At 61.4% G+C, this 22,917-nt stretch carries 23 protein-coding genes and 4 pseudogenes; 20 read left to right on the top strand and 7 right to left on the bottom strand.

What is annotated here, in order from left to right; translation table 11 throughout:
* The first annotated feature begins 64 nt into the window (after nucleotides 1-64).
* From GSQ92_RS03075 to GSQ92_RS03065, 3 genes are read left to right on the top strand one after another with little or no spacing between them, the layout of a single operon-like run.
* Complete coding sequence (locus GSQ92_RS03075) at nucleotides 65-1,312, top strand: LVIVD repeat-containing protein (protein WP_158803519.1); 1,248 nt, start codon at nucleotides 65-67, stop codon at nucleotides 1,310-1,312.
* 16 nt (nucleotides 1,313-1,328) lie between these two features.
* On the top strand, nucleotides 1,329-1,652 hold the full coding sequence (locus GSQ92_RS03070; protein WP_158803439.1) for an NIPSNAP family protein: 324 nt from the start codon (nucleotides 1,329-1,331) through the stop codon (nucleotides 1,650-1,652).
* A 38-nt stretch (nucleotides 1,653-1,690) separates the two neighbouring features.
* Nucleotides 1,691-3,388: a thiamine pyrophosphate-binding protein gene (locus GSQ92_RS03065; protein ID WP_159012999.1), complete on the top strand. Its 1,698-nt coding sequence runs from the start codon at nucleotides 1,691-1,693 to the stop codon at nucleotides 3,386-3,388.
* 53 nt (nucleotides 3,389-3,441) lie between these two features.
* Here GSQ92_RS03065 and GSQ92_RS03060 read toward each other — a convergent pair whose 3' ends face one another.
* The gene (locus GSQ92_RS03060; RefSeq protein WP_158803441.1) at nucleotides 3,442-4,140 is read right to left on the bottom strand and encodes a helix-turn-helix transcriptional regulator; all 699 of its coding nucleotides are present in this window, start codon (nucleotides 4,138-4,140) and stop codon (nucleotides 3,442-3,444) included.
* 130 nt (nucleotides 4,141-4,270) lie between these two features.
* Between GSQ92_RS03060 and GSQ92_RS03055 the strand changes: the two genes are divergently transcribed.
* From GSQ92_RS03055 to GSQ92_RS03045, 3 genes are all read left to right on the top strand, one after another.
* Nucleotides 4,271-4,588, top strand: coding sequence for an NIPSNAP family protein (locus tag GSQ92_RS03055; protein ID WP_158803442.1), 318 nt, complete (start codon nucleotides 4,271-4,273; stop codon nucleotides 4,586-4,588).
* Between the two features lie 352 nt (nucleotides 4,589-4,940).
* A complete protein-coding gene (locus tag GSQ92_RS03050) occupies nucleotides 4,941-7,283 on the top strand; it encodes an FdhF/YdeP family oxidoreductase (protein WP_159012997.1) in 2,343 nt (780 codons plus the stop codon).
* Between the two features lie 480 nt (nucleotides 7,284-7,763).
* Nucleotides 7,764-8,117, top strand: a complete 354-nt coding sequence (locus tag GSQ92_RS03045; RefSeq protein WP_371418533.1) for an MGMT family protein — start codon at nucleotides 7,764-7,766, stop codon at nucleotides 8,115-8,117.
* 4 nt (nucleotides 8,118-8,121) lie between these two features.
* Here the strand turns inward: GSQ92_RS03045 and GSQ92_RS03040 are convergent, their stop codons facing one another.
* Nucleotides 8,122-8,700, bottom strand: coding sequence for an NUDIX domain-containing protein (locus GSQ92_RS03040; protein WP_371418016.1), 579 nt, complete (start codon nucleotides 8,698-8,700; stop codon nucleotides 8,122-8,124).
* A 125-nt stretch (nucleotides 8,701-8,825) separates the two neighbouring features.
* Between GSQ92_RS03040 and GSQ92_RS03035 the strand changes: the two genes are divergently transcribed.
* Nucleotides 8,826-9,581, top strand: coding sequence for a DeoR/GlpR family DNA-binding transcription regulator (locus GSQ92_RS03035; protein ID WP_159012996.1), 756 nt, complete (start codon nucleotides 8,826-8,828; stop codon nucleotides 9,579-9,581).
* Nucleotides 9,582-9,705: 124 nt separating this feature from the next.
* Here the strand turns inward: GSQ92_RS03035 and GSQ92_RS03030 are convergent, their stop codons facing one another.
* Nucleotides 9,706-10,599, bottom strand: coding sequence for an alpha/beta hydrolase (locus GSQ92_RS03030; protein ID WP_216856739.1), 894 nt, complete (start codon nucleotides 10,597-10,599; stop codon nucleotides 9,706-9,708).
* Between the two features lie 13 nt (nucleotides 10,600-10,612).
* Between GSQ92_RS03030 and GSQ92_RS03025 the strand changes: the two genes are divergently transcribed.
* The 5 genes and pseudogenes from GSQ92_RS03025 (at nucleotide 10,613) to GSQ92_RS03005 (ending at nucleotide 13,451) form a co-directional block, all read left to right on the top strand.
* Complete coding sequence (locus tag GSQ92_RS03025; protein WP_159012995.1) at nucleotides 10,613-11,254, top strand: carbohydrate ABC transporter permease; 642 nt, start codon at nucleotides 10,613-10,615, stop codon at nucleotides 11,252-11,254.
* Nucleotides 11,255-11,258: 4 nt separating this feature from the next.
* Nucleotides 11,259-11,426: pseudogene (locus GSQ92_RS31535) on the top strand (ATP-binding cassette domain-containing protein); the annotation flags it as partial.
* 16 nt (nucleotides 11,427-11,442) lie between these two features.
* Nucleotides 11,443-12,147, top strand: coding sequence for an ABC transporter ATP-binding protein (locus GSQ92_RS30735; protein ID WP_254066545.1), 705 nt, complete (start codon nucleotides 11,443-11,445; stop codon nucleotides 12,145-12,147).
* 310 nt (nucleotides 12,148-12,457) lie between these two features.
* Entirely contained in the window at nucleotides 12,458-12,838 is a 381-nt protein-coding gene (locus GSQ92_RS03010) for a nuclear transport factor 2 family protein (RefSeq protein WP_158803452.1), read from the top strand.
* A 28-nt stretch (nucleotides 12,839-12,866) separates the two neighbouring features.
* Nucleotides 12,867-13,451: a DNA-3-methyladenine glycosylase gene (locus tag GSQ92_RS03005; protein WP_216856738.1), complete on the top strand. Its 585-nt coding sequence runs from the start codon at nucleotides 12,867-12,869 to the stop codon at nucleotides 13,449-13,451.
* 48 nt (nucleotides 13,452-13,499) lie between these two features.
* Here the strand turns inward: GSQ92_RS03005 and GSQ92_RS03000 are convergent, their stop codons facing one another.
* Complete coding sequence (locus tag GSQ92_RS03000; RefSeq protein WP_159012991.1) at nucleotides 13,500-14,123, bottom strand: TetR/AcrR family transcriptional regulator; 624 nt, start codon at nucleotides 14,121-14,123, stop codon at nucleotides 13,500-13,502.
* A gap of 173 nt (nucleotides 14,124-14,296) precedes the next feature.
* On the opposite strand from GSQ92_RS03000, the gene GSQ92_RS29995 reads away from it, so the two are divergent.
* The 5 genes and pseudogenes from GSQ92_RS29995 (at nucleotide 14,297) to GSQ92_RS31530 (ending at nucleotide 17,990) form a co-directional block, all read left to right on the top strand.
* Complete coding sequence (locus tag GSQ92_RS29995) at nucleotides 14,297-14,917, top strand: HlyD family secretion protein (RefSeq protein ID WP_216856737.1); 621 nt, start codon at nucleotides 14,297-14,299, stop codon at nucleotides 14,915-14,917.
* A complete protein-coding gene (locus tag GSQ92_RS29990; protein ID WP_216856736.1) occupies nucleotides 14,889-15,437 on the top strand; it encodes an HlyD family secretion protein in 549 nt (182 codons plus the stop codon). Before GSQ92_RS29995 ends, GSQ92_RS29990 begins: the two co-directional genes overlap by 29 nt.
* Nucleotides 15,434-16,075, top strand: a complete 642-nt coding sequence (locus tag GSQ92_RS29985) for an MFS transporter (RefSeq protein ID WP_216856735.1) — start codon at nucleotides 15,434-15,436, stop codon at nucleotides 16,073-16,075. The genes GSQ92_RS29990 and GSQ92_RS29985 overlap by 4 nt, the downstream gene beginning before the upstream one ends.
* The gene (locus GSQ92_RS29980; RefSeq protein ID WP_216856734.1) at nucleotides 16,072-16,944 is read left to right on the top strand and encodes a hypothetical protein; all 873 of its coding nucleotides are present in this window, start codon (nucleotides 16,072-16,074) and stop codon (nucleotides 16,942-16,944) included. Before GSQ92_RS29985 ends, GSQ92_RS29980 begins: the two co-directional genes overlap by 4 nt.
* A 246-nt stretch (nucleotides 16,945-17,190) precedes the next feature.
* A pseudogene (locus tag GSQ92_RS31530) lies at nucleotides 17,191-17,990 on the top strand (aldo/keto reductase).
* Nucleotides 17,991-18,028: 38 nt separating this feature from the next.
* On the opposite strand, the gene GSQ92_RS31375 reads toward GSQ92_RS31530, so the two are convergent.
* A complete protein-coding gene (locus GSQ92_RS31375) occupies nucleotides 18,029-18,157 on the bottom strand; it encodes a hypothetical protein (protein ID WP_256367069.1) in 129 nt (42 codons plus the stop codon).
* 12 nt (nucleotides 18,158-18,169) lie between these two features.
* Entirely contained in the window at nucleotides 18,170-19,087 is a 918-nt protein-coding gene (locus GSQ92_RS02980; RefSeq protein WP_254066555.1) for a cupin domain-containing protein, read from the bottom strand.
* 163 nt (nucleotides 19,088-19,250) lie between these two features.
* Here GSQ92_RS02980 and GSQ92_RS02975 point away from each other — a divergent pair, with 163 nt between their 5' ends.
* Nucleotides 19,251-20,447, top strand: coding sequence for an MFS transporter (locus GSQ92_RS02975; protein ID WP_158803456.1), 1,197 nt, complete (start codon nucleotides 19,251-19,253; stop codon nucleotides 20,445-20,447).
* Between the two features lie 80 nt (nucleotides 20,448-20,527).
* A pseudogene (locus GSQ92_RS29955) lies at nucleotides 20,528-21,013 on the top strand (DUF2938 domain-containing protein).
* Nucleotides 21,014-21,019: 6 nt separating this feature from the next.
* On the opposite strand, the pseudogene GSQ92_RS02965 reads toward GSQ92_RS29955, so the two are convergent.
* Nucleotides 21,020-21,904: pseudogene (locus tag GSQ92_RS02965) on the bottom strand (threonine/serine dehydratase).
* A gap of 357 nt (nucleotides 21,905-22,261) precedes the next feature.
* Here GSQ92_RS02965 and GSQ92_RS02955 point away from each other — a divergent pair.
* Nucleotides 22,262-22,756, top strand: a complete 495-nt coding sequence (locus tag GSQ92_RS02955; protein WP_254066544.1) for a flavin reductase family protein — start codon at nucleotides 22,262-22,264, stop codon at nucleotides 22,754-22,756.
* Nucleotides 22,757-22,917 lie beyond the last annotated feature (161 nt).

The following is a 22,917-nucleotide window of genomic DNA, read 5'->3' as shown; positions in this document are numbered from 1 at the left end:
TCTGGGAGGGGCCGTTGCGCCCCTCCGGATTGCGGACGCCGCGCTTCACTCACAGGAGATGATGATGACGACTCTACCCACGCCGACTCATGCCCGCAATATGCGCCTCATCGGTCACAGTGACCAAGGCGGACGCGAAGACGGCGTGCAGATCATGATTCACCGCGGCTTCGCCTATATCGGGCATATTTTCTCAAAGGGCTTCAGCGTTCTCGATGTCTCGGATCCGAAGAATATCAAGCCGGTGAACTACATCGCGTCACCCTTCAATACCTGGAACCTGCATTTGCAGACGCATGAGGATCTTCTCCTCGTCGTTCATGCGAAGGATATGTTCGCGCAGCCCGAATTGGAGGACGAGAAAAATTACTACAAGGGCAAGGCTGATTTCCACGCCAAGGAGGCGGTGGCGGAACAGAACTGGTCGGCGGGTCTCGCGGTCTATGATATTTCGAGCCCGGCCAATCCCCGTCAGATTGGCTTCATGTCAGTCAAGGGCGGCGGGCTGCATCGTTGCTGGTATACTGGTGGACGCTGGGCCTATGCCTCCGCCCTGCTCGACGGTTTCAGCGATTACATCCTGATCACCATCGACATGAGCGACCCGAAGAATCCCGTCGAGGCTGGACGTTTTTGGCTGCCGGGCATGAATGTCGCGGCCGGCGAGAAGGCGAATTGGCCGGCGGAATTCGGCCGCTACGGGCTGCACCACCCCATCGTTAGTGGCGATACGGCCTATTGCAGCTGGCGGGACGCTTGTCTCGTTGTGGTGGATGTGGCCGACCGGACCAAGCCCAAGCTGATCACCCACAAGAGCTGGGCACCCCCGCTCGGCGGCGGCACGCACAATGCGCTCCCCCTGCCTAAGCGCGAGCTGCTCGTCGTAGTCGATGAGACCGTGCTGGATAACCGAGAGGACGGCGAGAAGCCGATCTGGCTCTTCGACAATCGGGTCAAGTCCAATCCGATCAGCATTTCTACCCTGCCGGAGCCGGATGATACGGATTATCTCGCGGTCGGCGGCCATTTCGGACCGCACAATATCCACGAGAACCGCCCCGGTAGCTTCGTTAGCGAAGACCTAATCTTTGCGACGTATCAGAATGCCGGTGTGCGCGTTTACGACATCAGGAACAAATTCCAGCCCAAGGAAGTGGGTGCGCTGGTGCCGCCTCCGCCCGCTCGAATGGTCGATCCCCGGCCAAACCGGGTCAAGGTTCTGCATTCCGCCGACGTTTTCGTCGATGCGAATGGGCTGATCTACGCAACGGACTTCAATGCCGGCCTCTACGTCATGGAATACACTGGCTGAACCGAAAGCAATCTTCATGCTGATCGATCTTCGAACCTATACCACCCGTCCCGGCACCTTGCAGAAGCAGCTTAAGCTTTACGCCGAACGCGGTTTTCCAGTGCAGCGCCGGCTCGCTGGGGACCCGCTGGCTTTTCTTGTGACGGAAACGGGGCCGCTCAATTCCTACGTTCACCTTTGGCGGTATGAGGATGCGGCGCATCGGGCGCAAATAAGGTCCACCCTTCAGGCGGATCCGGATTGGATCGCCTATCTCGCCGAAAGTGCCGAGGCGGGCAACCTTATCGCGCAAGAGAACAGGCTGATGGTGCCGGCGGCCTTCGCGCCGCTGCCACGATAGCGTAGGACGCCGAGGATACACAGCATGAAGAATTGCGAATGACCGTGCCGAATGCAGCCCCGCGTACCGGAGGCCAGCTCGTCGTCGATTGCTTGCTCGCGCAGGGGGTGGAGCACGTTTTCTGCGTGCCCGGGGAGAGTTTCCTGGCAGTTCTCGATGCCCTGCACGGCACGCCGATCGCCTTGACCGTCTGCCGCCAGGAAGGGGGCGCCACCATGATGGCGGACGCCGTGGGGCGGCTGACGGGCCGTCCCGGCATCGCAATGGTGACGCGCGGTCCGGGGGCGACGAACGCTTCCCCCGGCGTCCACATTGCCAGGCACGATTCTGTGCCCCTGATCTTGTTCGTCGGCCAGATCGCGCGTGACATGAAGGGGCGGGGCGCCTTTCAGGAGATGGATTTCAACGCGGTCTTCGGAACCATGGCCAAATGGGTGGTCGAGATCGAGGACGCCGCCCGCATTCCGGAAATCCTATCCCGCGCCTTCCACGTCGCCATGCAGGGGCGGCCGGGACCCGTCGTCATTTCCTTGCCCGAGGATATGCTGACGGATGTCGCGCTGGCCTTTCCGGGGGCCAGGGTTGAACCGGTGGAGACGGCGCCGAGCGCGTCTCAGCTCTCCGCGCTGCATTATCTGTTGGAGCAGGCTAAGAAACCCGTGCTGCTTTTGGGTGGCGCGGGATGGACGGTCGACAGCATCGCGCGGTTGCGTGGCTTCATCGAGCGCTACGACCTGCCGGTCTTCACGACTTTCCGCCGCGCGACACTTCTGAGCGGCGACCACCCGAATTACGGCGGCGAGCTTGGCATCGGTCCTAACCCGAAGCTGAGAGCGCGGATCGAGGCCGCCGATCTTGTGCTGATGTTCGGCACCCGCATGGCCGAGATTCCGTCACAGGGCTACACCCTGTTCGACATCCCCACGCCGCGGCAGAAAATGGTTCACGTCCATGCCGATGCGGCGGAACTCGGCCGGGTCTATCATCCGGCCCTCGCAATTCAGGCGACGGCGGTTGGGCTTGCCGAGGGCCTAACCTTACTTTCGCCTGTGCGGGACATTCCGTGGCGCAAGGAGACCCAGCAGGCGCGTGCGGATTTCCTCGCCTGGACCAGCATCGCACCCAAATTGCCGGGGTCGGTGCAATATGGCGAGGTCATGGTCTGGCTGCGCGATCGGCTGCCGCCGGACGCGATCGTGACCAACGGCGCCGGCAATTACACAATCTGGGTTCAGCGCTTTCTGCGTTTCCGATCCTTTGGTTCGCAGCTTGCACCGATCTCCGGTTCCATGGGCTATGGTCTGCCGGCGGCCGTTGGGGCCAAACGCATCCAGCCTGGGCGCATGGTCGTGTGCTTCGCGGGCGATGGGTGTTTCCTCATGAACGGCCAGGAATTCGCGACGGCCGTGCAATACGATCTGCCTATCATTGTCATTGTCGTCGATAATGGCATGTACGGAACGATCCGCATGCATCAGGAACGCCACTATCCCGGCCGCGTCTCGGGCACCGACCTCCGCAATCCGGACTTCGCGGGTTATGCGCGTGCCTTTGGCGGGCACGGCGAAAAAGTCGAGAGGACCGAGGATTTCGAGGCGGCTTTCGAACGGGCCTTTGCCTCTGGGCTGCCGTCGATCATTCACCTGATCGTCGATCCCGAGGCCCTCACGCCGGGCGCGAGCCTTTCCGCGATCCGAGAGAAAGCACTGCGGGATCAGGCGCTCGCCTCGGGCTGATCCACTTGTTTCCCTGGGAATACGGCTAGCCACTCGATTGAGAAGGTGGCTGTTCACGCCAGCGATAGTCCGAATACCTCCGCGAATCCTCGCAGCCCGCTCGGGGTGACCAGCACGGCGCGGCTGTCGCGCTCGCGCTCGATCCAACCGAGTTCGCCGCACCGCCGGCAGAGCGCGGCGCCTAATCTGCCCGCCAAATGCGGTCGGCGCTCGCTCCAATCGAGGCACGGACGGCACAACAGGCGGCGCGTGCGCCCAGAGGGCTCGGCCGCAATGCCAAACCGCTCAAGCCAAGCCAGGCCGCTCTGGGTGAGTTCACCCGCTTCGTCCCCGAGCACGACAATGTCTTGGGCGACTAGGCGGTCGGCGATTCCGACGCCGAGTTGCCCGGCCAAATGGTCGTAACACGTCCGCGCGCGACGCAGGTTCGGAGCGATCCTGGGTGTCGCGCGGCGACGCGGCTCGGCCGGATCGGCATTGTTGGCCACAACCATCATGCTTTCCAGCATGCGCGCGATCTCCGGGGAGGCGAGCCGGAAGTACCGGTGGCGCCCTTGCTTTGCGACGCTAATCAGGCCGCCTGCGACGAGCTTGGCGAGATGCTCGCTCGCGGTAGAGGCGGCGACGCCGCCCGACCAGGCGAGTTCGCTTGCCGTGAGCGCACGGCCGTCGAATAGCGCTGACAGCATATTGGCGCGGCCAGGGTCGCCTACCAGCGCGCCGATTTCGGAGATGGGAAGTCCGGCTGACATTCGGGCATCCTACGCCGACCTGCGCCAGACCGCACGCCCTGATGCTTCGGCCAGGACCGAAGCATCAGGGCGTGACAGGGCAGTGGAGGCCGCTACCAGATACCGGGATATCAGCAGCAAAGAGGGAACAATGTATACGCTCTGTATCCGCTACACGCTTGACCCGAACCGGATTGGCGGGTTCCGCACCTATGTCGAGAATGAGTTACCCGTCATCCGCGAGGCCGGCGGGCGCAACGTCGCCTACTACCTGCCGACGGATTTTGCCGGGCCGACCAACATCGGCTACGGGCTGATCGAGATTGAAACGATGGCCGAGTACGAGCGGTATCGCGAGGCGCTTGCCGAGGATCCGAACCATGCGCGCAGCGCGACCGCGCTAGCCGCGAGCGGCGCCGTGTTGAGCATGGAGCGATCGTTCATCCGTCGATACGGCGATGGTCATTAACATAGGGCGTGTGGTCCGCCGGGGAACACGCCTGGCAGTATTCGTAGAATGGATTGTGATGTGGCAGGCATGAGGTAAAACAGGATGCTACTCGTGTAGAGGAACCGGCATGGCGGAAGTGGTTTGCGCGGAGGCTCTGACGACCGCCACGAGAATCAGTCGCTGCCTCCTGCCATGTGCGATTTGTCGGTGTCTCAAGCGAAATAAAACTTGGGCTAGGGGACACGACGGGCCGAAATTCGTGCTATTCAGAAAGACGATCGGCCGGCGCAAGACTGGACTGTCAATGAGGTAGCTTGGCAGTCCTCCGCAGAGCCGGGCACGGCGCCGCGACCTACCGGTGCAGAGAACCATGGCCGACGACACAAAATCCGCCTCCGACGACAAGCCCCGCGTCCCTGTCTCCGAACCCCCGGCTGGGGCGGTTTTCGAACCCTATGAAAGCCCGGCAGGCGGGTGGGGTGCTCTACACGCAACCGCCAATGCGCTGCGAGAACAAAGCATCGTGCTCAAGGGCTCGAAGGCACTTCTGTCCATGAACCAGCCGGAGGGTTTCGACTGCCCCGGATGCGCCTGGCCGGACCCCAAACACACGAGTTCCTTCGAGTTCTGTGAAAATGGCGCGAAGGCTGTGTCCTTCGAATTGACCAAACGCCATGTCACCCGGGAGTTCTTCGCGGCTTACACGGTCACTGAACTCGCCAAACATTCCGACTATTGGCTTGAAGAACAAGGGCGGCTGACTGAGCCCATGCGATATGACGAAGCAACCGACCACTACGTTCCTGTCAGCTGGCAGCAGGCTTTCGAAACGGTGGCCAGGCATCTCCATGCGCTGGAGAGTCCCGACCAAGCCGATTTCTATACCTCTGGCCGTGCGTCAAATGAATCGGCCTTCCTGTACCAGCTCTTCGTGCGCCGCTTTGGCACGAATAATTTTCCCGACTGCTCAAACATGTGCCACGAGGCGACAAGCGTCGGGCTTCCCGAGAGCATCGGGATCGGCAAGGGGACCGTCCTTCTTGAGGACTTCGAGGCGACGGACGCCATCTTCGTCATTGGACAAAATCCCGGAACGAATAGCCCGCGGATGATGACCGAGCTCCGCAACGCCTCGCGGCGGGGTGCGCCGATTGTCGCCATCAATCCGCTGCGCGAGCGAGCCCTGGAGCGTTTTGCGGCACCGCAAGCCCCGATCGAAATGGTCACTTTTAGCGCGACCCGGATCGCGAGCGAATACTGCCAGGTGAGCGTCGGCGGCGACGTGGCGGTGCTCAAGGGCATCATGAAGTTTGTCCTCAATGCGCATGATGAGGCGTTGGCTGCCGGCGACCCGCCAGTACTGGATCTGCCCTTCATCCAAAAACACACGCTCGGTTTCGGGGAACTCGTCAAAGACATCCAGAACACTTCTTGGGACGACATTCTGCGCGTATCGGGGGTCTCGCGTGGTCAGATCGAGCGCATGGCGCGGATATACATTCAGGCCAAGTCGGTCATCATCTGCTTCGGCATGGGCCTGACCCAGCATAGACGCGGCACCGAAGCCGTGCAGCAGGTCGCCAATCTCCTATTGATGCGTGGCAATTTCGGTCGCCCCGGCGCAGGGATCTGTCCGGTGCGCGGTCATTCGAATGTGCAGGGCGACAGGACGGTCGGCATTGACGAAAAACCGAGCGCTGAGTTTCTTGGCCAAATCGAGAAGGCCTTCGGCTTCCGGCCACCCCAGCATCATGGTCATTCTGTCGTTGATTCGCTGCAAGCGATGATCGACGGCCGCTCGAAGGTATTCGTGGGTCTCGGGGGCAATTTTGCCGCGGCGACACCCGATACCGAGATCGTGCAGGCAGCAATGCGGCGTCTTTCCCTGACCGTCGGCATCAACACTAAGCTGAACCGAGGCCATATGGTTCATGGCCGCGAGGCTCTGATCCTGCCGTGCCTCGCCAGAAGTGATATCGACACGCAGGCCACCGGTCGGCAGAGCATCACGGTCGAGGACAGTATGTCGATGGTGCACGCGTCAGCCGGCTTGGTCGAACCTCCGAGCGCTTCACTGAAGTCAGAAGTTGCAATCATCTGCGGCATGGCGCGTGCCACTTTGCCGGACAGTGGCATCGACTGGCGGACCTTCGAGGACGACTACAACCTGATCCGCGACAAAATCGAGGAGGTGTTTCCTCACCTCTTCACTGAGTTCAATGCCCGTATCCGCGTTCCGGGCGGATTTCACCTCTACAATGGTCCTCGGGAACTTGTTTGGAAGACGCAGACGGGCCGCGCCAATTTTCTCATCTGCGATGGGCTGGCTGAAGATCCCGCGGCACAGAACTCCGCTGCCCTTCGGCTCACTACGATCCGAAGCCACGACCAATACAACACGACAATCTACACGCTCAACGACCGCTACCGCGGCGTGTTCGAGGGCAGGATGGTGGTTTTCATGAATGCGGAAGACATGGCGGATCGCCGGATCGAACCGAATACGCCCGTGGAGTTAGTCTCACTTGTGGACCCGCAGGTCCGCAGAACGGTGAGCGGCTTCAAGGCTCACCCCTACAACATCCCGCGCGGCTCGATTGCCGCTTACTACCCTGAAACCAACGGGTTGATGCCGCTGAGCCACCACGACCCCAAGAGCAAGACACCCTCGGCCAAATCCATTCCCGTAATTGCTCAGCTTATGGCGGGCTAGGCCAAAGATGGGCGGCCCGTGCCAGGTCTTTGCCGCGTGCGCTGGACGACCTTCGCGAAAATCTGCCAGCCGAGATCGAGAGCTTTTTCAGGAATCACAATCGACTGAATGGCGGCGATTTCGGGGTCACGGGACGCGGTAACGTCACGGCTCCTCAAAGGGCAGTCGAGAAAGCGAAAGAGAGTTTGAAGTTCGGAGATTGCCGTCTCCGTTCGGCTGCCCTTCGGGCGGAAGCCTCAGGCCTCCTCAAAACTTGCGCATCAACGGCGAGGTCGTGAGGCCTTGTGCGTCGCTCCGTGTTCCATGAACATGTAGTGTAGAAAAGGTATGCGGTTCCCAAGCCGGTCGCCGCCAGGATGAGCGTTCCAATCTTTACGCTGCAGTCTCTAGTCGGACAAGATGCACCGCAATCATCCTCTTATAGGTGCGATGTGACTTCTTTGCCCCCAAAGACTGCGAGTAAATTTACGAAAGCTGCCGATGCCTCCGAAGCGTGAGCTCCTCAAGATGGCCCCACCCCAAGGCGATGAAGCCGCCGCAGCAATCTGCGCCGTCATCCGTCGGATCCCAAAGGGCTGGGTTGCAACGTACGGCCAAGTCGCCGCGATGGCTGGGCTACCGAGGCGGGCCCGTCTTGTCGGCCATGTGCTCCAAAACCTTGGCGAAAAAACCGACATTCCGTGGCACCGCGTTGTCAGCGCCAAGGGCGAGGTTTCTTACAGCCTTTCCCGCAATGGAGGAGACAGGTTGCAGCAGCGCTTACTCGAAAAGGAAGGCATCGAGTTCGGCGACAAGAACCGCTTTGACTTGGAGCGCTTCCGCTGGTTTGAGTAACCGGTCAGTCTGCCTCGCCCCAGAGTCTGTCGAATAAGTGCAGGGCGGCGTATTGGAGCAGGATGATCGTCTTGCCGTCGCGGATCTCTCCGCGCTCGATCATTCCAAGAGCCTCCTCGATCGCAATCTCGATGACGCCGATATCCTCGCCTTCCTGGGCGTTGCCACCGCCGTTGCCGACACGGCTCGCGGAGTCGTAGGGAGCGACGAAGAAGTAGAGCCTCTCGGTGACGGAACCGGGGCTCATGAAGGCGTCGAATACTTGTCGGACCGCGCCGACCTGAAAGCCGGTCTCTTCCGCGGCCTCCGCACAGATCCGCTCCTCCGGCTGGGCATTGTCGAGCAGACCAGCAGGTGCCTCGATCAGAAGATCGTCGTGGCCGTTAACGAAGGCCGGATAGCGGAACTGCCGGGTTAGGATCACCGTCCGGCGATCGGGATCGTAGAGGAGGATCGTGGCCCCATTGCCCCGGTCGTAGGTCTCCCGCCACTGCTCCTGCCACGCCCCGTCCGTGCGGCGAAAACTGAAGCGGGTCTTCTTCAGGACATACCAATCCTCGGAGAGGGTTTGGATTTCATGCACTCGGACTCGATCGGCAACACTCATTGCGCTTCGCTTTCGTCACCCGTTGCCGCAACCCCGGCGGGCTGGACTAAACGTGCAATCTCATGCAGAGTCAAGCAGACTCATGCAATCCACGGTGACAGGTGCTTACGAGCGAGCGGAAAGCTTTGATCCTGAGCCTGCTGCGGCGCGACGGGCGAGTGATCGCGAAGGCGCTCAGCCAAGAGCTCGGGCTGTCGGAAGACACGATCCGGCGCGATCTGCGCGACCTGGCGGCCGAGGGCCTGCTGCAGCGCGTTCATGGCGGCGCGCTACCGACCTCGCTGGCAATGGCCGACATGCGCGAACGCTGGCGTGTCGCGCCCGATTCGAAGGACGCCGTCGCGCGGGCAGCGGCGAAGATGGTACTTCCGGGCCAGGTCGTCATTCTCGACGGTGGAACGACTGCCGTCCGGATGGCGCGGTATCTGCCATCCAACCTTCGCGCGACCGTGGTCACCCACAGCCCGAGCGTGGCCGTCGAGCTGGGCGCGCATGAGGGGATCAGTGTCGAGCTGATCGGCGGACGGCTGTTCAAACACTCCGTCGTTACTGTCGGCGCCACCGCCATGGAGATGATCGCGCGTATCCGCGCCGACGCGTTCTACATGGGCGTGACGGGCGTCCATCCCGAGATGGGACTCACCACTGGAGATGGCGAGGAAGCCACCATCAAGCGCGCTCTCAGCCGCCAGGCGGCCGAGACGATTGTTCTCGCGTCGCGCGAGAAGCTCGGAGCAGTTTCCCCGTTCTTGGTTATGGGTCTTGGCGAGGCCGATAGTTTGGTTATCGAGCCCGGTGCGCCGGGGGAACTTCTAACGGCCTATCGGGCGGCGGGTCTGGCGATTATCGAGGGATAGACTGGCGCTACTTCGTTGGGCGAGGACGGAAGCGAGCTTGGCGGCAAACCGAAATCTCGTGACCCGGGCGGAACGCGCTGAACGCAGATCGATAGCGTGTCCCACCCTCTAAATCACGACAACACTACTCTGCAGCGATGCGATGTTCTTCCCAGCTGAGGCCGAGACGAGGGCGCAGCCATTGCGCAATGTCTTGCACAGCCTGGTTGGCTTCGGGAGCGGAGCCCGCCAGGAAGTGGAAGACGTGCTGCTGCTCGGGATAGACGTCGTATTTAACCTCGACGCCCGCGGCGCGCGCGGCATCGACCAGCCTCGCGGCATCGTCCAGCAGGGTTTCGTCGCCGCCGACCTGCACATAGAGCGGCGGAAGCCCAGCAAGATCAGCATAAAGCGGACTCGCGAGCGGATCGCGTCGCGCGACTGACGTGCCGTCATCTCCAAGATAGACGGAAGACAAGTGGTCGATGACGTGCCGCTTCACGAAATGATCCTTCTCGTGATTCGAGACGACGGATGGCCCCGTCACCAGAAGATCAGTCCATGGCGATAGCGGCACGCTCGCGGCCGGCAGCGGCAGGCCCCGTTCGCGCAGCAGGAGCAAGGTGGTCACCGCCAGCGCGCCGCCCGCGGAGTCGCCGATCAGCCCGATCTTTTCCGGCTGGAACCCCTCGGCGAGAAGCCACTGATAGCTGCGCACTGCATCTTCAACGGGCGCCGGATGCAGATGTTCCGGCGCGCGGCGATAGTCGATGATCAAAACCGGTACGCCGACCACTTTTGCGATATGCCCAAAGAGTTTGCGGTGATTATAGGGCGACCCAACGACATAGCCGCCGCCATGTGTAGCCTGCAGGACGCGATCGGACGCGCCGCCTTTGGGTATCGCCCAGAGCGCTGACACACCGCCAGCATCGACTTCGGAATAATCGACGCCGCGCGGCTCAGCCGTGACGTCGCCCCAATGCTCGAAGAGCCGGCGAACGTCTTCGATCGGCAGGTCAGGGTTTTTGCCCGGCACGCTCGACTATAAAGTGTCGGAGATTGCGTGGCGCGCCTTTGCCAATTCCGCCATCATCTCAACGATCGCGACTGCCATCTCGGTCGCGGTGGGCACTCTTGCCGCCTATGGTATGCTGCGTTTTCCGAAAAAACACGACGGCTTCGCTCTGCAGCTGCTTTCTGTGAGGATGTTTCCCCCTATCGCCGTCGTGGTGCCGCTGGTCATCCTTTTCTCCGCGTTGAAGCTAGCCGACACGCATCTCGGATTAATCCTCGCCTATGCGGCCTTCACCTTGCCCTTCAGCACCTGGATGATCCGAAGCATCGAGGAGGTGCCAACCGAGCTGGAAGGTGTCGCCCGGATCTACGGGATGAGCCAGTTCGGAGCTTTCGTCCACATTGTCTTGCCGCTCATCCGTGGTGGATTGTTGGCGACCGCGTTGTTTGTCTTTATTCTCAACTGGTCGGAATTTCTCCGCGCTCTGACGCTTACCTCCGGCGGCATTGTCACGGTGACGCTCCAGGTCGCCAATTGCGTCTCGGCGAGTTCTGGGAAGCTTTACGGCGTGCAGGCGGCGATGGGCACGATCTCGACGATTCCTGTGATCGTTTTCGGCTATCTCATCCAACGACATATGGTGCGTGGTCTCACCTTTGGTGCGGTCAAGCGATGACTAAATGACGATGAAGCTGGTCCTCCGCAATATCTCGAAGGCGTACGACCAGAAACCGGCGGTGCGGGATCTGTCGTTCGAAGTTCGTACCGGCGAGTTCTTGGCGCTCCTTGGTCCTTCGGGTTGCGGGAAATCGACGACACTCAATATGCTTGCCGGCTTTGAGGCTCCCGATCACGGGGAAATCCTTGTGGACAGCCGGTCAATCGTGGCAGAGAGTCGCCATTGGCCGCGCGATTGCTCATGCCGCCGATGTTCTTCTCCTCGACGAGCCTCTAACGAATTTGGACGCGCGTATTCGCCTGGATCTCCGCACGGAGTTTCGCCGGCTCCACCGCGCGCTTGGACAGACGATTCTCTACGTGACGCACGATCAGGTAGAGGCGCTGAGCCTCTCCGACCGTATCGCCCTGACCGATGGCGGGCGGCTGCACCAAGCGGGGGCGCCTCGTTCCCTCTATGAGCGGCCGGCGAGCCAGTTCGCCGCCAGCTTCGTGGGCACCCCGCCGATGAATTTTCTGACCGGTCGCCTCACCTGCGGGAATAGTGGAGCCATGGTCAGCGGGCACGGCTTCTCCATCCCCTTGGGCGGGGAGTTTTCCTTCGACGGTGAGGACCTAGACCTGTCCGTGGGTCTTCGACCCGAGGATTGCCGTGTGGCATTGTCCCATTCAAACTTGACGCCCTTTGGCGCAAGGCTTGTGCGCCGTCAATATCTTGGTGATCATGGCATTCTCGAGTTGATTCTCGGGGATGCCTATATCAGCGTCGTAGTGCCACCGACTTTTTCTGGTCCAGACACGGAAGACGCAATGCTATGGATAGGCTTCATGCCGGGCAAGATTCACCTGTTTCGTCAAGACGGCAGCGCCGCGCTTTACCAGAGGAGCTAAGCCTATGTGCCAAGCGTGTAGAAATGCGTCAGCTTTGCCGGGCCCGTTCACCTATACTCATTTCTCCCAGGATCTAGACCTTCCGGCGCAGCGAACACTCGCTGAGGTTAGACCTACGTCTGGTCTCAGCTCGGTCAGATTGCGCTATACGAGATCCTCGTCAGGGAGGGATTCGATGCCGCTCGCGCCACCATCAACCGTCTAGTGACGGCCCGCTAGCCAATTCGAGTCAGCGTATGGTCTCGTGGGTCGTCGCGGACCGCGATGCGGCCGGCACTGGACTTCGAGAAAAGGGGAGGGGAGTAGCCGGATGGGTGAGAATGAGATTCGAGAGGCGCTCAATCGCCACTGGGCCGCCTCGGACGCAAATGAATTCGACATCGAGCACGACATATACCGAGAGGATGCCGTGCTCGAATATCCCCAGTCGGGGGAGCGCATCAGGGGCCGGCACAATATCCAGGCCTCTCGCGTCGCGCAGCCAAACCGCAAGCGCTTCACGGTGCGCCGGATCGTCGGCACCGGCGACCTTTGGGTCACGGAATTCACCCTCGCCTATGACGGCCGGCCCTCTTACACGGTGAGCGTGATGGAGTTCCTGGATGGCAAGGTTGCCCGCGAGACCCAATACTTCGCCGACCCGTTCGAGCCCGGACCGTCGCGCGCACAGTGGGTTGAGCGGATCGAATGAATCCGGCGCGACATTAGGCTTCCCGCGCGTGCTCCGCCGTGCGGAGCTGCCCGTCGATACAGTGGAACTCGCGCGTTTTCTCATTGGCAAAATGCTCGTGCGGATGCTGGCCGAAGGTGTAGTGGGCGGCCGCGTCGTTGAGACCGAGGCCTACAACATCGGCGACGCCGCGGGTCACGCCTATCGCGGCATGACACACCGAAACCGGGCGCTTTTCCTTGAGCGTGGGCACGCCTACGTCTACCTCGCCTATGGCATCTCGCTCATGCTGAACGTCTCGAGTGAGGCTCCCGGCGTCGGTGCGGGCGTCTTGATCAGGGCGATCGAGCCAACCGATGGCATCGGCATCATGGCGCGAAATCGCGGCATCGAGCGGGTGAGGGACCTGGCGCGGGGCCCGGGGCGGCTATGCGCAGCCTTGGAAATTCATCGCCGTCTGGACGGGATCGACCTCTGTCAGGCCGGCCCATTGTGGCTCGGATGGGACGGTCAGGCGTCCGGTGAGATCGGGCAAAGCAAACGGATCGGCATCACGCGTGCAGCCGATAGTCCGCTGCGATTCTACGTTCTGGGCAGTTCCTTCGTCAGCGGTCCACGGGTACTCAATAGATGAGATAAGAAACGTTATGGGCGAGGAAGCCGGTCAGCCCCTGTTCCCCGGTCATCCGCAGATCACGCTCACCGCCTTGCGCGCAATCTCTCTCAGTTCAGAGCGGGGTATCCCGGCGCGGGCGCGGATGGCGATCGTATGCAGCATGGCGGATGCGAGCATTGCGAGTGCTGCGGGATCTGCGCCGTCTTTCAGTTCGCCCTTGTCTTGTGCCATTTGCAGCCGCGCTTCTAGGTCGGAGTCCAGCATGTGGACGCCCTCCGCAAGAGCCTTGCGGATCTCGGGGTCTTCGACAGCTTCGGTTGTCGCGGTTCCGATTGCGAAGCATCCGCGGGGACGGCCGTCGCCCGAGAAATAGATCGAGAGCTGCCCATCGTAGAGGCGCATCAGCGCCGCGTTTAAGCTCTCGTCAGGGTCCGCGAGCGCCTCGCGCATCGACACAAGGCTTAGTTGCCAATACTGCTCGAGGGCCTTGAGATAGAGTGTGTGCTTGTCGCCAAATGCCGCATAGAGGCTTGGCCGGTTCATACCCGTTGCGTCGGAAATCTCGTCAAGCGACGTGCCGGAATAGCCGGTCTTCCAGAAGGCATCGATTGCCTGCCGGAGCGCCGCCCGCGGATCATAGGCGCGAGGCCGCCCTCGGGGCCTTGGCTCTACATCCTTATTTTGTACCATACCGCATAAAATCCTTGACGACAACCTCGCCGAGCCATATTTATGCGATTCGGTACGAAATTCAATGGTGCGTCATGAGGTTCTGTTTCTCTCTGCTGGCCTGTTCGATGGCTTCCTCAGGCCAGGCGTGCGCACCGACGGCAGTGACCTGCTGAGGTCTGGGAGATCATCCAATGGATACGCAATTCGATGAGACGGTTGCCGCGAGCCTTGATCGCTCCGTAACAGGCCGGTTCCCTACAAGGCCACGAAAGACACTGCGGGAACGCCTCCGCCCCTTCCTGTTGCTCGGTTTCCCCCTGCTGCTTGCGGTGGCCGGCGGCGCCTACTATGTCGCCGAAGAGCCCTATGTCTCGACGGACGACGCTTTCGTTCGCGTCGCAAAGGAATCCATCAACGCCCGGGTTTCTGGGCAAGTCGTCGAAATAGCGGTCAAGGACAATCAGCGCGTCCGGATGGGCCAACTCCTGTTCCGCATTGATCCGCGGCCCTACCAGATTGCAGTTGCTGAGGCCGAGGCGCGGCTCGGCAGTGCGCGGCTCCAGATCGGCGAGCTCAAAGCGACGTACCGCCAGCAACTGGTGGAGCTTCAATCGGCCAGAGATTCGGCGGAGTTCGACGAGCGTGAGTATGCCCGCAAGAGCACGCTCGTCGCCGATAATTGGACCCCCCGCGCGGTCTACGAGCGGGCCCAGACAGATCTCAAAGTTGCCCGCCAGCACATCGCATCGATTGAGCAGCAGATCGCCCAACACTGTGGTCGCCTTGGACGGCGACCCGAATATCGAGATTGATCGTCACCCAACAGTTCGCCAAGCCCAGGCGGAACTCGATCGCGCGCTGCTCGATCTGTCCTACGCGGCCGTCGTAGCGCCTGACGACGGCGTTGTGACTAATGTCGACGAGATGCAAGTTGGCGACTACGTCAGCACGGGCTCCGCAGTCTTCTCGTTGCTATCGAGCCGGAGGATTTGGATCGAGGCCAATTTCCGCGAGACCGACCTCACTCATATGCGCCCCGGCGAAACAGCGACGATCGCAGTCGACGCGTATCCGGATCGCAGCTTCAAGGCACATGTCGTCAGCATGAGTCCGGGCACGGGATCCGAGTTCGCGGTCCTGCCGCCGGAAAATGCAACTGGCAATTGGGTCAAGGTGGTCCAGCGCCTGCCGATACGCCTCGAGCTGGATGCGGTGGATCCGAACCAGCCCTTGTTCTCAGGAATCAGCGTCACGGCGAGCGTCGATACCAACCATCGCAACTCGTTGATGGGTCTGCTCCACGCGGCGTCGGCGGTGGAGATCCCAAGATGACGGCCTCCTCCGCGTCGCGTGCAACGCCCAAAGGCCATCGCGCAATCACCGCCGCGGCTCTGATGGCGACCTACATGCAGGCGGTCAACATCACCCTTCCAAATGCCGCCGTGGCGGACATACAGGGCTCGTTGTCGATGGCCGAGGACGAGCTCGGTTGGGTTTTCACCTCGTATATCGCGGCAAGCGTCATCATCATGCCGATCACGGGCTGGCTGGCGAGCCGCTACGGCCGCAAGTTGGTCTATCAGCTTTCGATCGCCGGCTTCGCCCTCGGCCTGGTGCTGGACATATGTGCCACGACGCCGATCCAGTTTGTTATTGCCCGGATCGTCCAAGGCGCCGCGAGCGGCACGCTAGCGCCACTGTCGATGGCGATTCTGCTCGATCTGCTGCCGCCAAAGTATCACGCCCGAATTAGTTTGGTTTGGACCCTCTGCCTGATGCTGGGCATCGTAAGCGGCGCTAGCATCGGTGGCCGGCTAAGCGAATATAACGGCTGGCGCTCGATCTTTTATATTGGCCTGCCGATGTCGGGCTTCATCTTCCTGGTGATGGCGCTATCGCTTCCGGAAAAAAGGCCTCGCAGACTCAGCCCTTTGACTTCTTCGGCTTTGCGAGCTTCCTGCTCGGCATGACCGGGTTGCAGATGCTGCTCGACCGCGGCGAACGAGTGGAATGGTTCGCCTCCGCCGAAATCTGGGGGGAAGCCATAGCCTCGGCGCTCGGCTTTTATCTCTACATCGTTCATGTCCTGACGGCGAAGACGCACTTCCTCAACGAGGCGCTGTTCAAGGACCGCAACTTCATCCTCTCGACCATCATGTTTTTCGCGTTTGGCTTCATCCTGCTCCCGACACTGGCCTTGACGTCGCCGATGCTGGAGCAACTGCTCAACTACCCTGTCGATACCACCGGCTATATGACTATCCCGCGCGGCGTCACGCTCCTGGGTGGGCTGATCCTGATGAGTTTCGTTCCGGCCCGGATCGACAATCGGCTGTTCGTGGTCGGCGGGATGGCGCTCGTGGTGTATGCCAACTGGCGAATGCTCGACTATTCACCCGTCATGGATTGGCGGCCGGTCGCCATCGCGGGGGCGCTACAGGGCCTTGGCCTAGGCATCCTGATGCCGGCGCTCACCAAGGCGGCGTTCAGCACGCTCGATCCGAAGTTCCGTCCGGAGGGCACCGCACTCTTCAACCTGTCACGCCTCTATGGCAGCACGATCGGTGTCGCAGTGGTCCAAGTCTTCTTTTACGACAACACGCAGGCGATGCACCTGGCACTCGCCAAGAATCTCGTGCCCTACCATGCCGCCACCCATGCCACGGCGGCATCGGCCTCCTTGCGGGGGCTCGCCATGCTCAACGAGGTGATCACCGGTCAGGCGGCTGTCATCGCCGTCATCGACCAGTTCAAGGTCCTCATGATCGCCATGCTGGTCGTGAGCCCCTTTGTCCTGTTCCTTCGAAAGCCCCGTGCGGCCAGCGGCCCGAACGGGTGAAGGCTGTCCGTTGTTTGTGCGCGGCTGGCCCTGAGTACAAAGGAGCGTGAGCATGACAACCCCCGACACACTTCGCTATTCGAGAATCCATCTCGCCGATGGATTTTCGATTCAGCTGTCGGTTTCGGCACGCTAATTCCCGATCTTCTCGCAACCAAAGAGGCGACCAAGACCGCGCTCGAAGTGAGATTTCGCCATCTTGATTGTGCGGAACGATACCGAAATGAATAAGCGGTCGGCGAGGCGATGAAGGATTCCATCAGTGCCGGCACGCTTCGGCGGGACGAACTCTTCGTTACGACGAAGCTATGGAATAACAACCATCGTCCTGTCCGGGTCAAACCTGCCTTCGACGCGGGTCGCCGACGGTTGCGTGTCGACGATATCGACTCTTACCTGATCCCCACCCCTTTTGCCTTTCAACCCCGGCGACGAGCAGGACCAAGAGACGAGCACGGTCAGGTCATCTATGATTCCGGGGTCACACTCGTCGAGACCTGACGGGCGCTCGAACGCCTCGTGGATGACGGCAAGTGCAGGGCGATCGGCCTATCCGATATTACTTTGGAGAAGCTTCGTGAGATCGTTGCGTCCGCGCGGATCAAGCCTGCGGTCGTGCAGGTCGAATCCCATCCTTACCTGCCCGAATGGGAACTGCTCGACTTCTGTCAGCAGCACGGCATTGTGCTGCTCCCATTCGCCCCGCCGGACATGGGCTTGAACCGAAAGTGACGGAAGATTCGGCTATCACGGCAATTGCCAGGCGCGTCCACAAGACCCCTGTACAGGTTGCCTTGGCATGGGCCGCACAGCGTGGCGCCGCTTTCCTGACGACCTCGAGCAAATCTCAGCGCATTCGGGAGAACTTCGATATTGCAACGCTGCCGGAAGACGCCATGCGGGAGATTCAGGACAACCTCACCACGAAAGTCCGCTTCAACCAGGTCGTAGGGGCTGGTCTATCCGGATTTTTCCTCGACCCACCTAGCGGTGTCGCATGCCGCCACCTCGTCAAAGTTTCTAAGAATTTTGTCCTTCCAGTTTGATACGAAAGGGGTGTCCCAATCGCGCTAGCTCGATGCCGTCAAACACCGGAAGCAATCGCCGCATCGTTCGTCAGATACGCATCGAGCAAAGCGACGCCGAGCTGGTCTTTCGCGTGCGCAAGAGCAGGACATCCGAGGCCAGCAGACTCATCCTCAATCCGCTCCATCAAATGCCGCCGTTAGACAATCATGTTGGAGCTAGCACGCATCGCGCCGGGCGGCTGGCCCGTCACGCGCTTGAAGGCCCGGCTGAAGGCGGCCTGGGAGCCGTAGCCCAGGCGCTCCGCCACCGCATCGATCGGCATCCGGCCGCGACCGATCCACTCCATCGCGAGGCGCATACGCAACTCGGCGACATAGCGCAGCGGCGTCTGGCCGGTGATGGCCTGGAAGCGCTCGGCAAAGAGGGAGCGCGAGCTGCCGGTTTCCGCCGCCAGCGCCGCCACGGTCCAGTTGCGTCCGGGATCGCGATGCACGGCGCCGATCGCACGACTCAAACGCGGGTCGCGCAAAGCCTCGACCCAGCCGGTGGCGTCGCCGCAGCCAGACTCCACCCAGCCGCGCACAATCGAGGCCGAGACCACATTCGCGAGTTGCGAGAGGATACCCGCCGAACCGGCGCGCGGCGTGCACACTTCACGCTCCATCGCCGCCAGCATTGGCGCGATCTCGGGCTGACGGTCCAGCAGCGTACTCACCTGCATCATCTCAGGCATGAGCGCGATCAGTGCATGCATGGCGCCAAGATCGAATTCCATGCAGCCGCTGAAAACGAGACAGTCCGCCGTTCGGGACGTCTCCGTGCCGTTCGCGCAGACGGCGACAAAGCAGACGCTTTCGCAAAGCTGCGTCGATTCGAAACTCTTCACGTCACGGCTCGGCATATCCGGCGCGGATAGCAGATCATGCCGGCCGCCATTCGGCAGCAGCACCGCATCGCCCTCCCGCAGTACATGCGTTACCCCCGCCTGATCCCGCAGGTAAAGGCTGCCGGCTGCGACAAAATGGAACAGCGCCCGCCCAGGCGAGGTGCCGAACTCAATGCCAAAGGGTGGTGCCAGCTGTAGCCGGCGATACTCGATGCCATGGAGACGCATCCCCAACAGCAGTTCGCTCACCGGGTCAAAGACGGAGCTATCGCCTTGGTGCCTGCCGTGTCTGGACGAATGGTCAAACATTCTGGAGAAACTGGCATGGATCGTCCGCTCTGTCGAGCCTATCATGCTGCACTGCAACCGAGCTTACGAATGGGACGTCCGCATGAGCGACTACTCCTCCACCATGACCCTGCCTCAGGAGACCACCCCAGCCTGGGGCGCGGTCGTCTCGATGATGCTGGGCGTCTTCGGTCTGGTGACAGCCGAGTTCCTGCCCGCGAGCCTGCTCAGCCCCATGGCACACGACCTCGGCGTGACGGAGGGCTTGGCCGGTCAGGCCGTGACGACCACTGCGGTGCTGGCGCTGGTGACGAGCCTGCTGGTGACCTCGGTGATCCGCAGCCTGGATCGGCGCCTCGTGCTGATGTCGTTTTCCGTGCTGCTGATCGCCTCGAACCTTCTTGTCGCGAGTGCCCCGAGCCTCGGGATGCTGCTGCTGGCGCGCATGTTGCTGGGCGTGGCCCTTGGCGGTTTCTGGACGATGTCGGTGGCGGTCACGATGCGGCTTGTGCCGATGGCGCTGATCCCGCGAGCGCTCTCCATCCTCTTCAGCGGCGTCTCGGCGGCCACGATCTTCGCGGCACCCTTCGGCAGCTACGTCGGCAGCATGGCCGGTTGGCGGGATGTGTTCCTGATGGCGGCGGTCCTTGGTGGATTGGCACTCATGGTCCAGTTTCTGACCTTGCCGCGCATGGTGCCCGAAGGCGCCACTCCATTGCGAACCTTGCTCGCCCTGGTTCGACGGCCCCGCATGGGGCTTGGCATCCTCGCGATCCTGCTTGTCTTCTCAGCGCATTTCGCCTTCTTCACCTATATGCGGCCGTTTCTCGAAACCATCACGGGCGTGGCCGCGGCCGGAATGGCCGGCATCTTCCTCGCCTTCGGCATCGCGAATTTCTTCGGCACAATGCTGGGCGGCGTGATGCTGGAACACAAGATGCGGTTAACGATGGTGGTACTGCCCTTGCTCATGGCCGTGGTGGGCCTGGGCCTCGCCATCTTCGGCCACGCGCCCGTTGCCGCCACGGCGCTGGTGGCGCTTTGGGGCCTGGCTTTCGGCGCCATGCCAGTCGCCTGGTCCACATGGATGACACGCACGGTGCCCGACGAGGCGGAAAGCGGCGGCGGGCTGCTGGTCGCGACCATTCAATTCGCCATCGCCGCCGGGGCTGCCCTCGGTGGGGCGGTCTTCGACAGGACCGGCGTGACGAGCGTCTTCATCCTCGGCGGTGTGGTTTCGCTGGCGGCGGTGGCGATTGTTCTGGCGGTGGTACGGCCTGCGGCGCCGGTCAACGCCTAACCGAGAAAGGCTTGCCGATCGTTCGAGCTTGAGGCACCTGCTGACAGCAACGGACCCTCATCGGATTAGGCGGATCTCTCGTGTTGGACATTTTATGGCGCGGCGCGGCCATCGGTATCGGCGCCACGATTGTCATGGATCTCTGGGCGATCCTGCTGTCCCAGGCCCCCGGCCAATCGCGGCCCAACTGGGCGCCGGTCGGCCGCTGGTTCTGGCATCTGCGCCGCGGGCGGGTGTTCAAGCCCGATTTCGCCACCGTCGCGGCCTACGAGAACTAGTTGGCGCTGGGCTGGATCGGCCACTACGCGGTGGGCATTCTCTACGGCATCATCTTCGTGATCGTCGTCGGTCGCGGCTGGCTTGCAGCGCCCACTTTCCTGCCGGCCTGGATCTTCGGCATCATCACCATCGCCGCCGGATGGTTCCTGCTCCAACCCGGCCTTGGCATTGGCTGGGCCGCTTCGAAAACCCCGAGGCCGAACATGGCGCGGTTCCTCGGCCTCGTCGCCCATACCTTCTTCGGGCTCGGCCTCTACGGCACCGCCTTGCTGCTGCGACAGGGGTAAGCACGCTCAGCCAAGCCCACCAGCCATCCCGTCGATTTCTCGGCCCACGTCAGCGGCGGTCTCAAGCACGGTGCTCGCCGCAAGCCGGTCGAAATTCCGGCTGTCCAGGTTTGCGCCGCTCAAGACGAGAACGACGCGGGCATTCCTGGGCAGACGGGAACCGAGACGGGAAAGCCCGATCAAGCCCGCCGCCGCCCCAGGCTCAACAAGCAGGTGGGCGGCCAGGGCGAGCGTCTTCGCACCGCTGAAAAGTTCGTCATCAGACGCCAAGACGATGTCGTCGATGTGACGCAGCACGGTCTCAAGCGTAAGACGAGCGGGCACACCCTGAGCGAGCGACTCGATCTCGGTTCGCACCGGACGCGTTACGGCACTCTTCGCAATGAAGCTTTCAAACATCGATGGCGCCTGCGACGGCTGGACACCGATCACCCTTGCCCCAGGGTGCTCAATTTTCACTCCCAGGGCAGTTCCTGCTGCCAACACCCCACCGCCCATAGGGACGAAGACCATGTCAATTCTATCGAGCGCAGACCCGATCTGCAGGCCAACCGTCGCGGCGCCTTCGATTACGAACTTGTCTTCGCCATCGTCAACGAACAGAGCATCGATACCCGTGCAGAACTACTTCGCAAGTGCCTTTGCATCATCACCATCGGAGCCACCTACAGAGACCTCCGCGCCAAGCAACCTTATTTTGCTAAGCTTCATGGGATTTGGATTAGATGGAAGGAATATTCTGCATCTGCGTCCGAGTAGCCTGGCCGCGTATGCCACGCCCTGTCCATGATTGCCGGTTGAAGATGCTACAATCAGGTCAGATGCGTGATCCTGCGCCAGAATACAGTTCAGCGCTCCCCTCAGCTTGAACGAGCCGATCGGGCTGATCACATCTCCATCTTGAGAAAGACTTCACATTGGTAGGCCTTCGACAGGGTTTCAGACAGCATGAGGGGCGTCGAAGCAAGGTGAGGCCGCAGTCTTTCCGCTGCCTCATGGACTCCCTGCGCGCTCGGCAGGGCATGAACCGAATCACGAGATCTCATCGCGTCGCTCCCATATTGGTGGCCTTCCCGATAGCGATGACAATCGTCCTTATTCAAGGTCCGGTGGGCTGACTTGGCTGCTGCCCGACTACCTTGATGTCAAAATGGAAGTTAGGGCCACAATGGCTAGCCGCCCCCACTGAGTATCCATGGCGAAACGCGATAGCGCAGCCATGGAATCGCCTAAGGGAAGAAAGAAGCGATGGCGAAATCACCAGTCAAGGTTGATCTGCCCGTGTCGCAAATCCGGCGCTATCTGGAGCCAGGCCCGATCGTACTGGTATCGTCAGCACACAACGATCAGCGCAACATCTTGACGATGGGGTGGCATACTGTGATGGAGTTCACCCCGTCGCTGATCGGGTGCGTGATCGCCGGCGGCAATCACAGTTTCGGTCTTATCCGCGCGAGCGGCGAATGTGTGATAAATTTGCCGACGACGGCGCTCACTGACACAGTTGTCGGCAACGGCAACACGCGGTTCCGAGATCGCCAAGTTCCTGACGTTGCGAAGTCACCGGGACACCCAGAAACCCTGCACTATACTGGTAATGGTTTATTTCATGGTCTCCGGCAAAATCATCACCCGCCGATCGCCGTTTTGGCCGGAGATGCTATAGCGCGGGGGCCGAACAGAGGTCGCTTACTTGGAGCAATCCTAGGTAACTGGTCCCGGGGGTGTGATGGAGCGGATTGAGCTTGTCTCTTCTTGACCGGCTTGTCGCCTTCGACTTCAGGGCAGCGACTGACCCCGTGCCGCTGCAAGCACCTATGCAAGGATGATCGTTGTCCAGCTCCCATGGAAGACTTGAGCCATAGCGCACCCTTCCATTGACGCGAAAGGAGTGCACCATCAGG

Origin of the sequence: Acidisoma sp. S159 (assembly GCF_009766125.1) — a bacterium.
GTDB lineage: Bacteria > Pseudomonadota > Alphaproteobacteria > Acetobacterales > Acetobacteraceae > Acidisoma.
The sequence above is the reverse complement of the archived record's forward strand: the minus strand, read 5'-3'. Positions and strand labels throughout refer to the sequence as shown.

Coding starts and splice junctions, on each gene's coding strand:
- GSQ92_RS03050 (WP_159012997.1), top strand. CDS start 4,941: ATGGCCGACGACACAAAATCCGCCTCCGACGACAAGCCCCGCGTCCCT.
- GSQ92_RS03060 (WP_158803441.1), bottom strand. CDS start 4,140: ATGTCAGCCGGACTTCCCATCTCCGAAATCGGCGCGCTGGTAGGCGAC.
- GSQ92_RS03045 (WP_371418533.1), top strand. CDS start 7,764: ATGCCTCCGAAGCGTGAGCTCCTCAAGATGGCCCCACCCCAAGGCGAT.
- GSQ92_RS03075 (WP_158803519.1), top strand. CDS start 65: ATGACGACTCTACCCACGCCGACTCATGCCCGCAATATGCGCCTCATC.
- GSQ92_RS03010 (WP_158803452.1), top strand. CDS start 12,458: ATGGGTGAGAATGAGATTCGAGAGGCGCTCAATCGCCACTGGGCCGCC.
- GSQ92_RS29985 (WP_216856735.1), top strand. CDS start 15,434: ATGACGGCCTCCTCCGCGTCGCGTGCAACGCCCAAAGGCCATCGCGCA.
- GSQ92_RS29980 (WP_216856734.1), top strand. CDS start 16,072: ATGACCGGGTTGCAGATGCTGCTCGACCGCGGCGAACGAGTGGAATGG.
- GSQ92_RS02980 (WP_254066555.1), bottom strand. CDS start 19,087: ATGCGTCTCCATGGCATCGAGTATCGCCGGCTACAGCTGGCACCACCC.
- GSQ92_RS03055 (WP_158803442.1), top strand. CDS start 4,271: ATGTATACGCTCTGTATCCGCTACACGCTTGACCCGAACCGGATTGGC.
- GSQ92_RS03070 (WP_158803439.1), top strand. CDS start 1,329: ATGCTGATCGATCTTCGAACCTATACCACCCGTCCCGGCACCTTGCAG.
- GSQ92_RS02975 (WP_158803456.1), top strand. CDS start 19,251: ATGAGCGACTACTCCTCCACCATGACCCTGCCTCAGGAGACCACCCCA.
- GSQ92_RS02955 (WP_254066544.1), top strand. CDS start 22,262: ATGGCGAAATCACCAGTCAAGGTTGATCTGCCCGTGTCGCAAATCCGG.
- GSQ92_RS03065 (WP_159012999.1), top strand. CDS start 1,691: ATGACCGTGCCGAATGCAGCCCCGCGTACCGGAGGCCAGCTCGTCGTC.
- GSQ92_RS29995 (WP_216856737.1), top strand. CDS start 14,297: ATGGATACGCAATTCGATGAGACGGTTGCCGCGAGCCTTGATCGCTCC.
- GSQ92_RS31375 (WP_256367069.1), bottom strand. CDS start 18,157: ATGGAGCGGATTGAGGATGAGTCTGCTGGCCTCGGATGTCCTGCTCTT.
- GSQ92_RS03000 (WP_159012991.1), bottom strand. CDS start 14,123: ATGGTACAAAATAAGGATGTAGAGCCAAGGCCCCGAGGGCGGCCTCGC.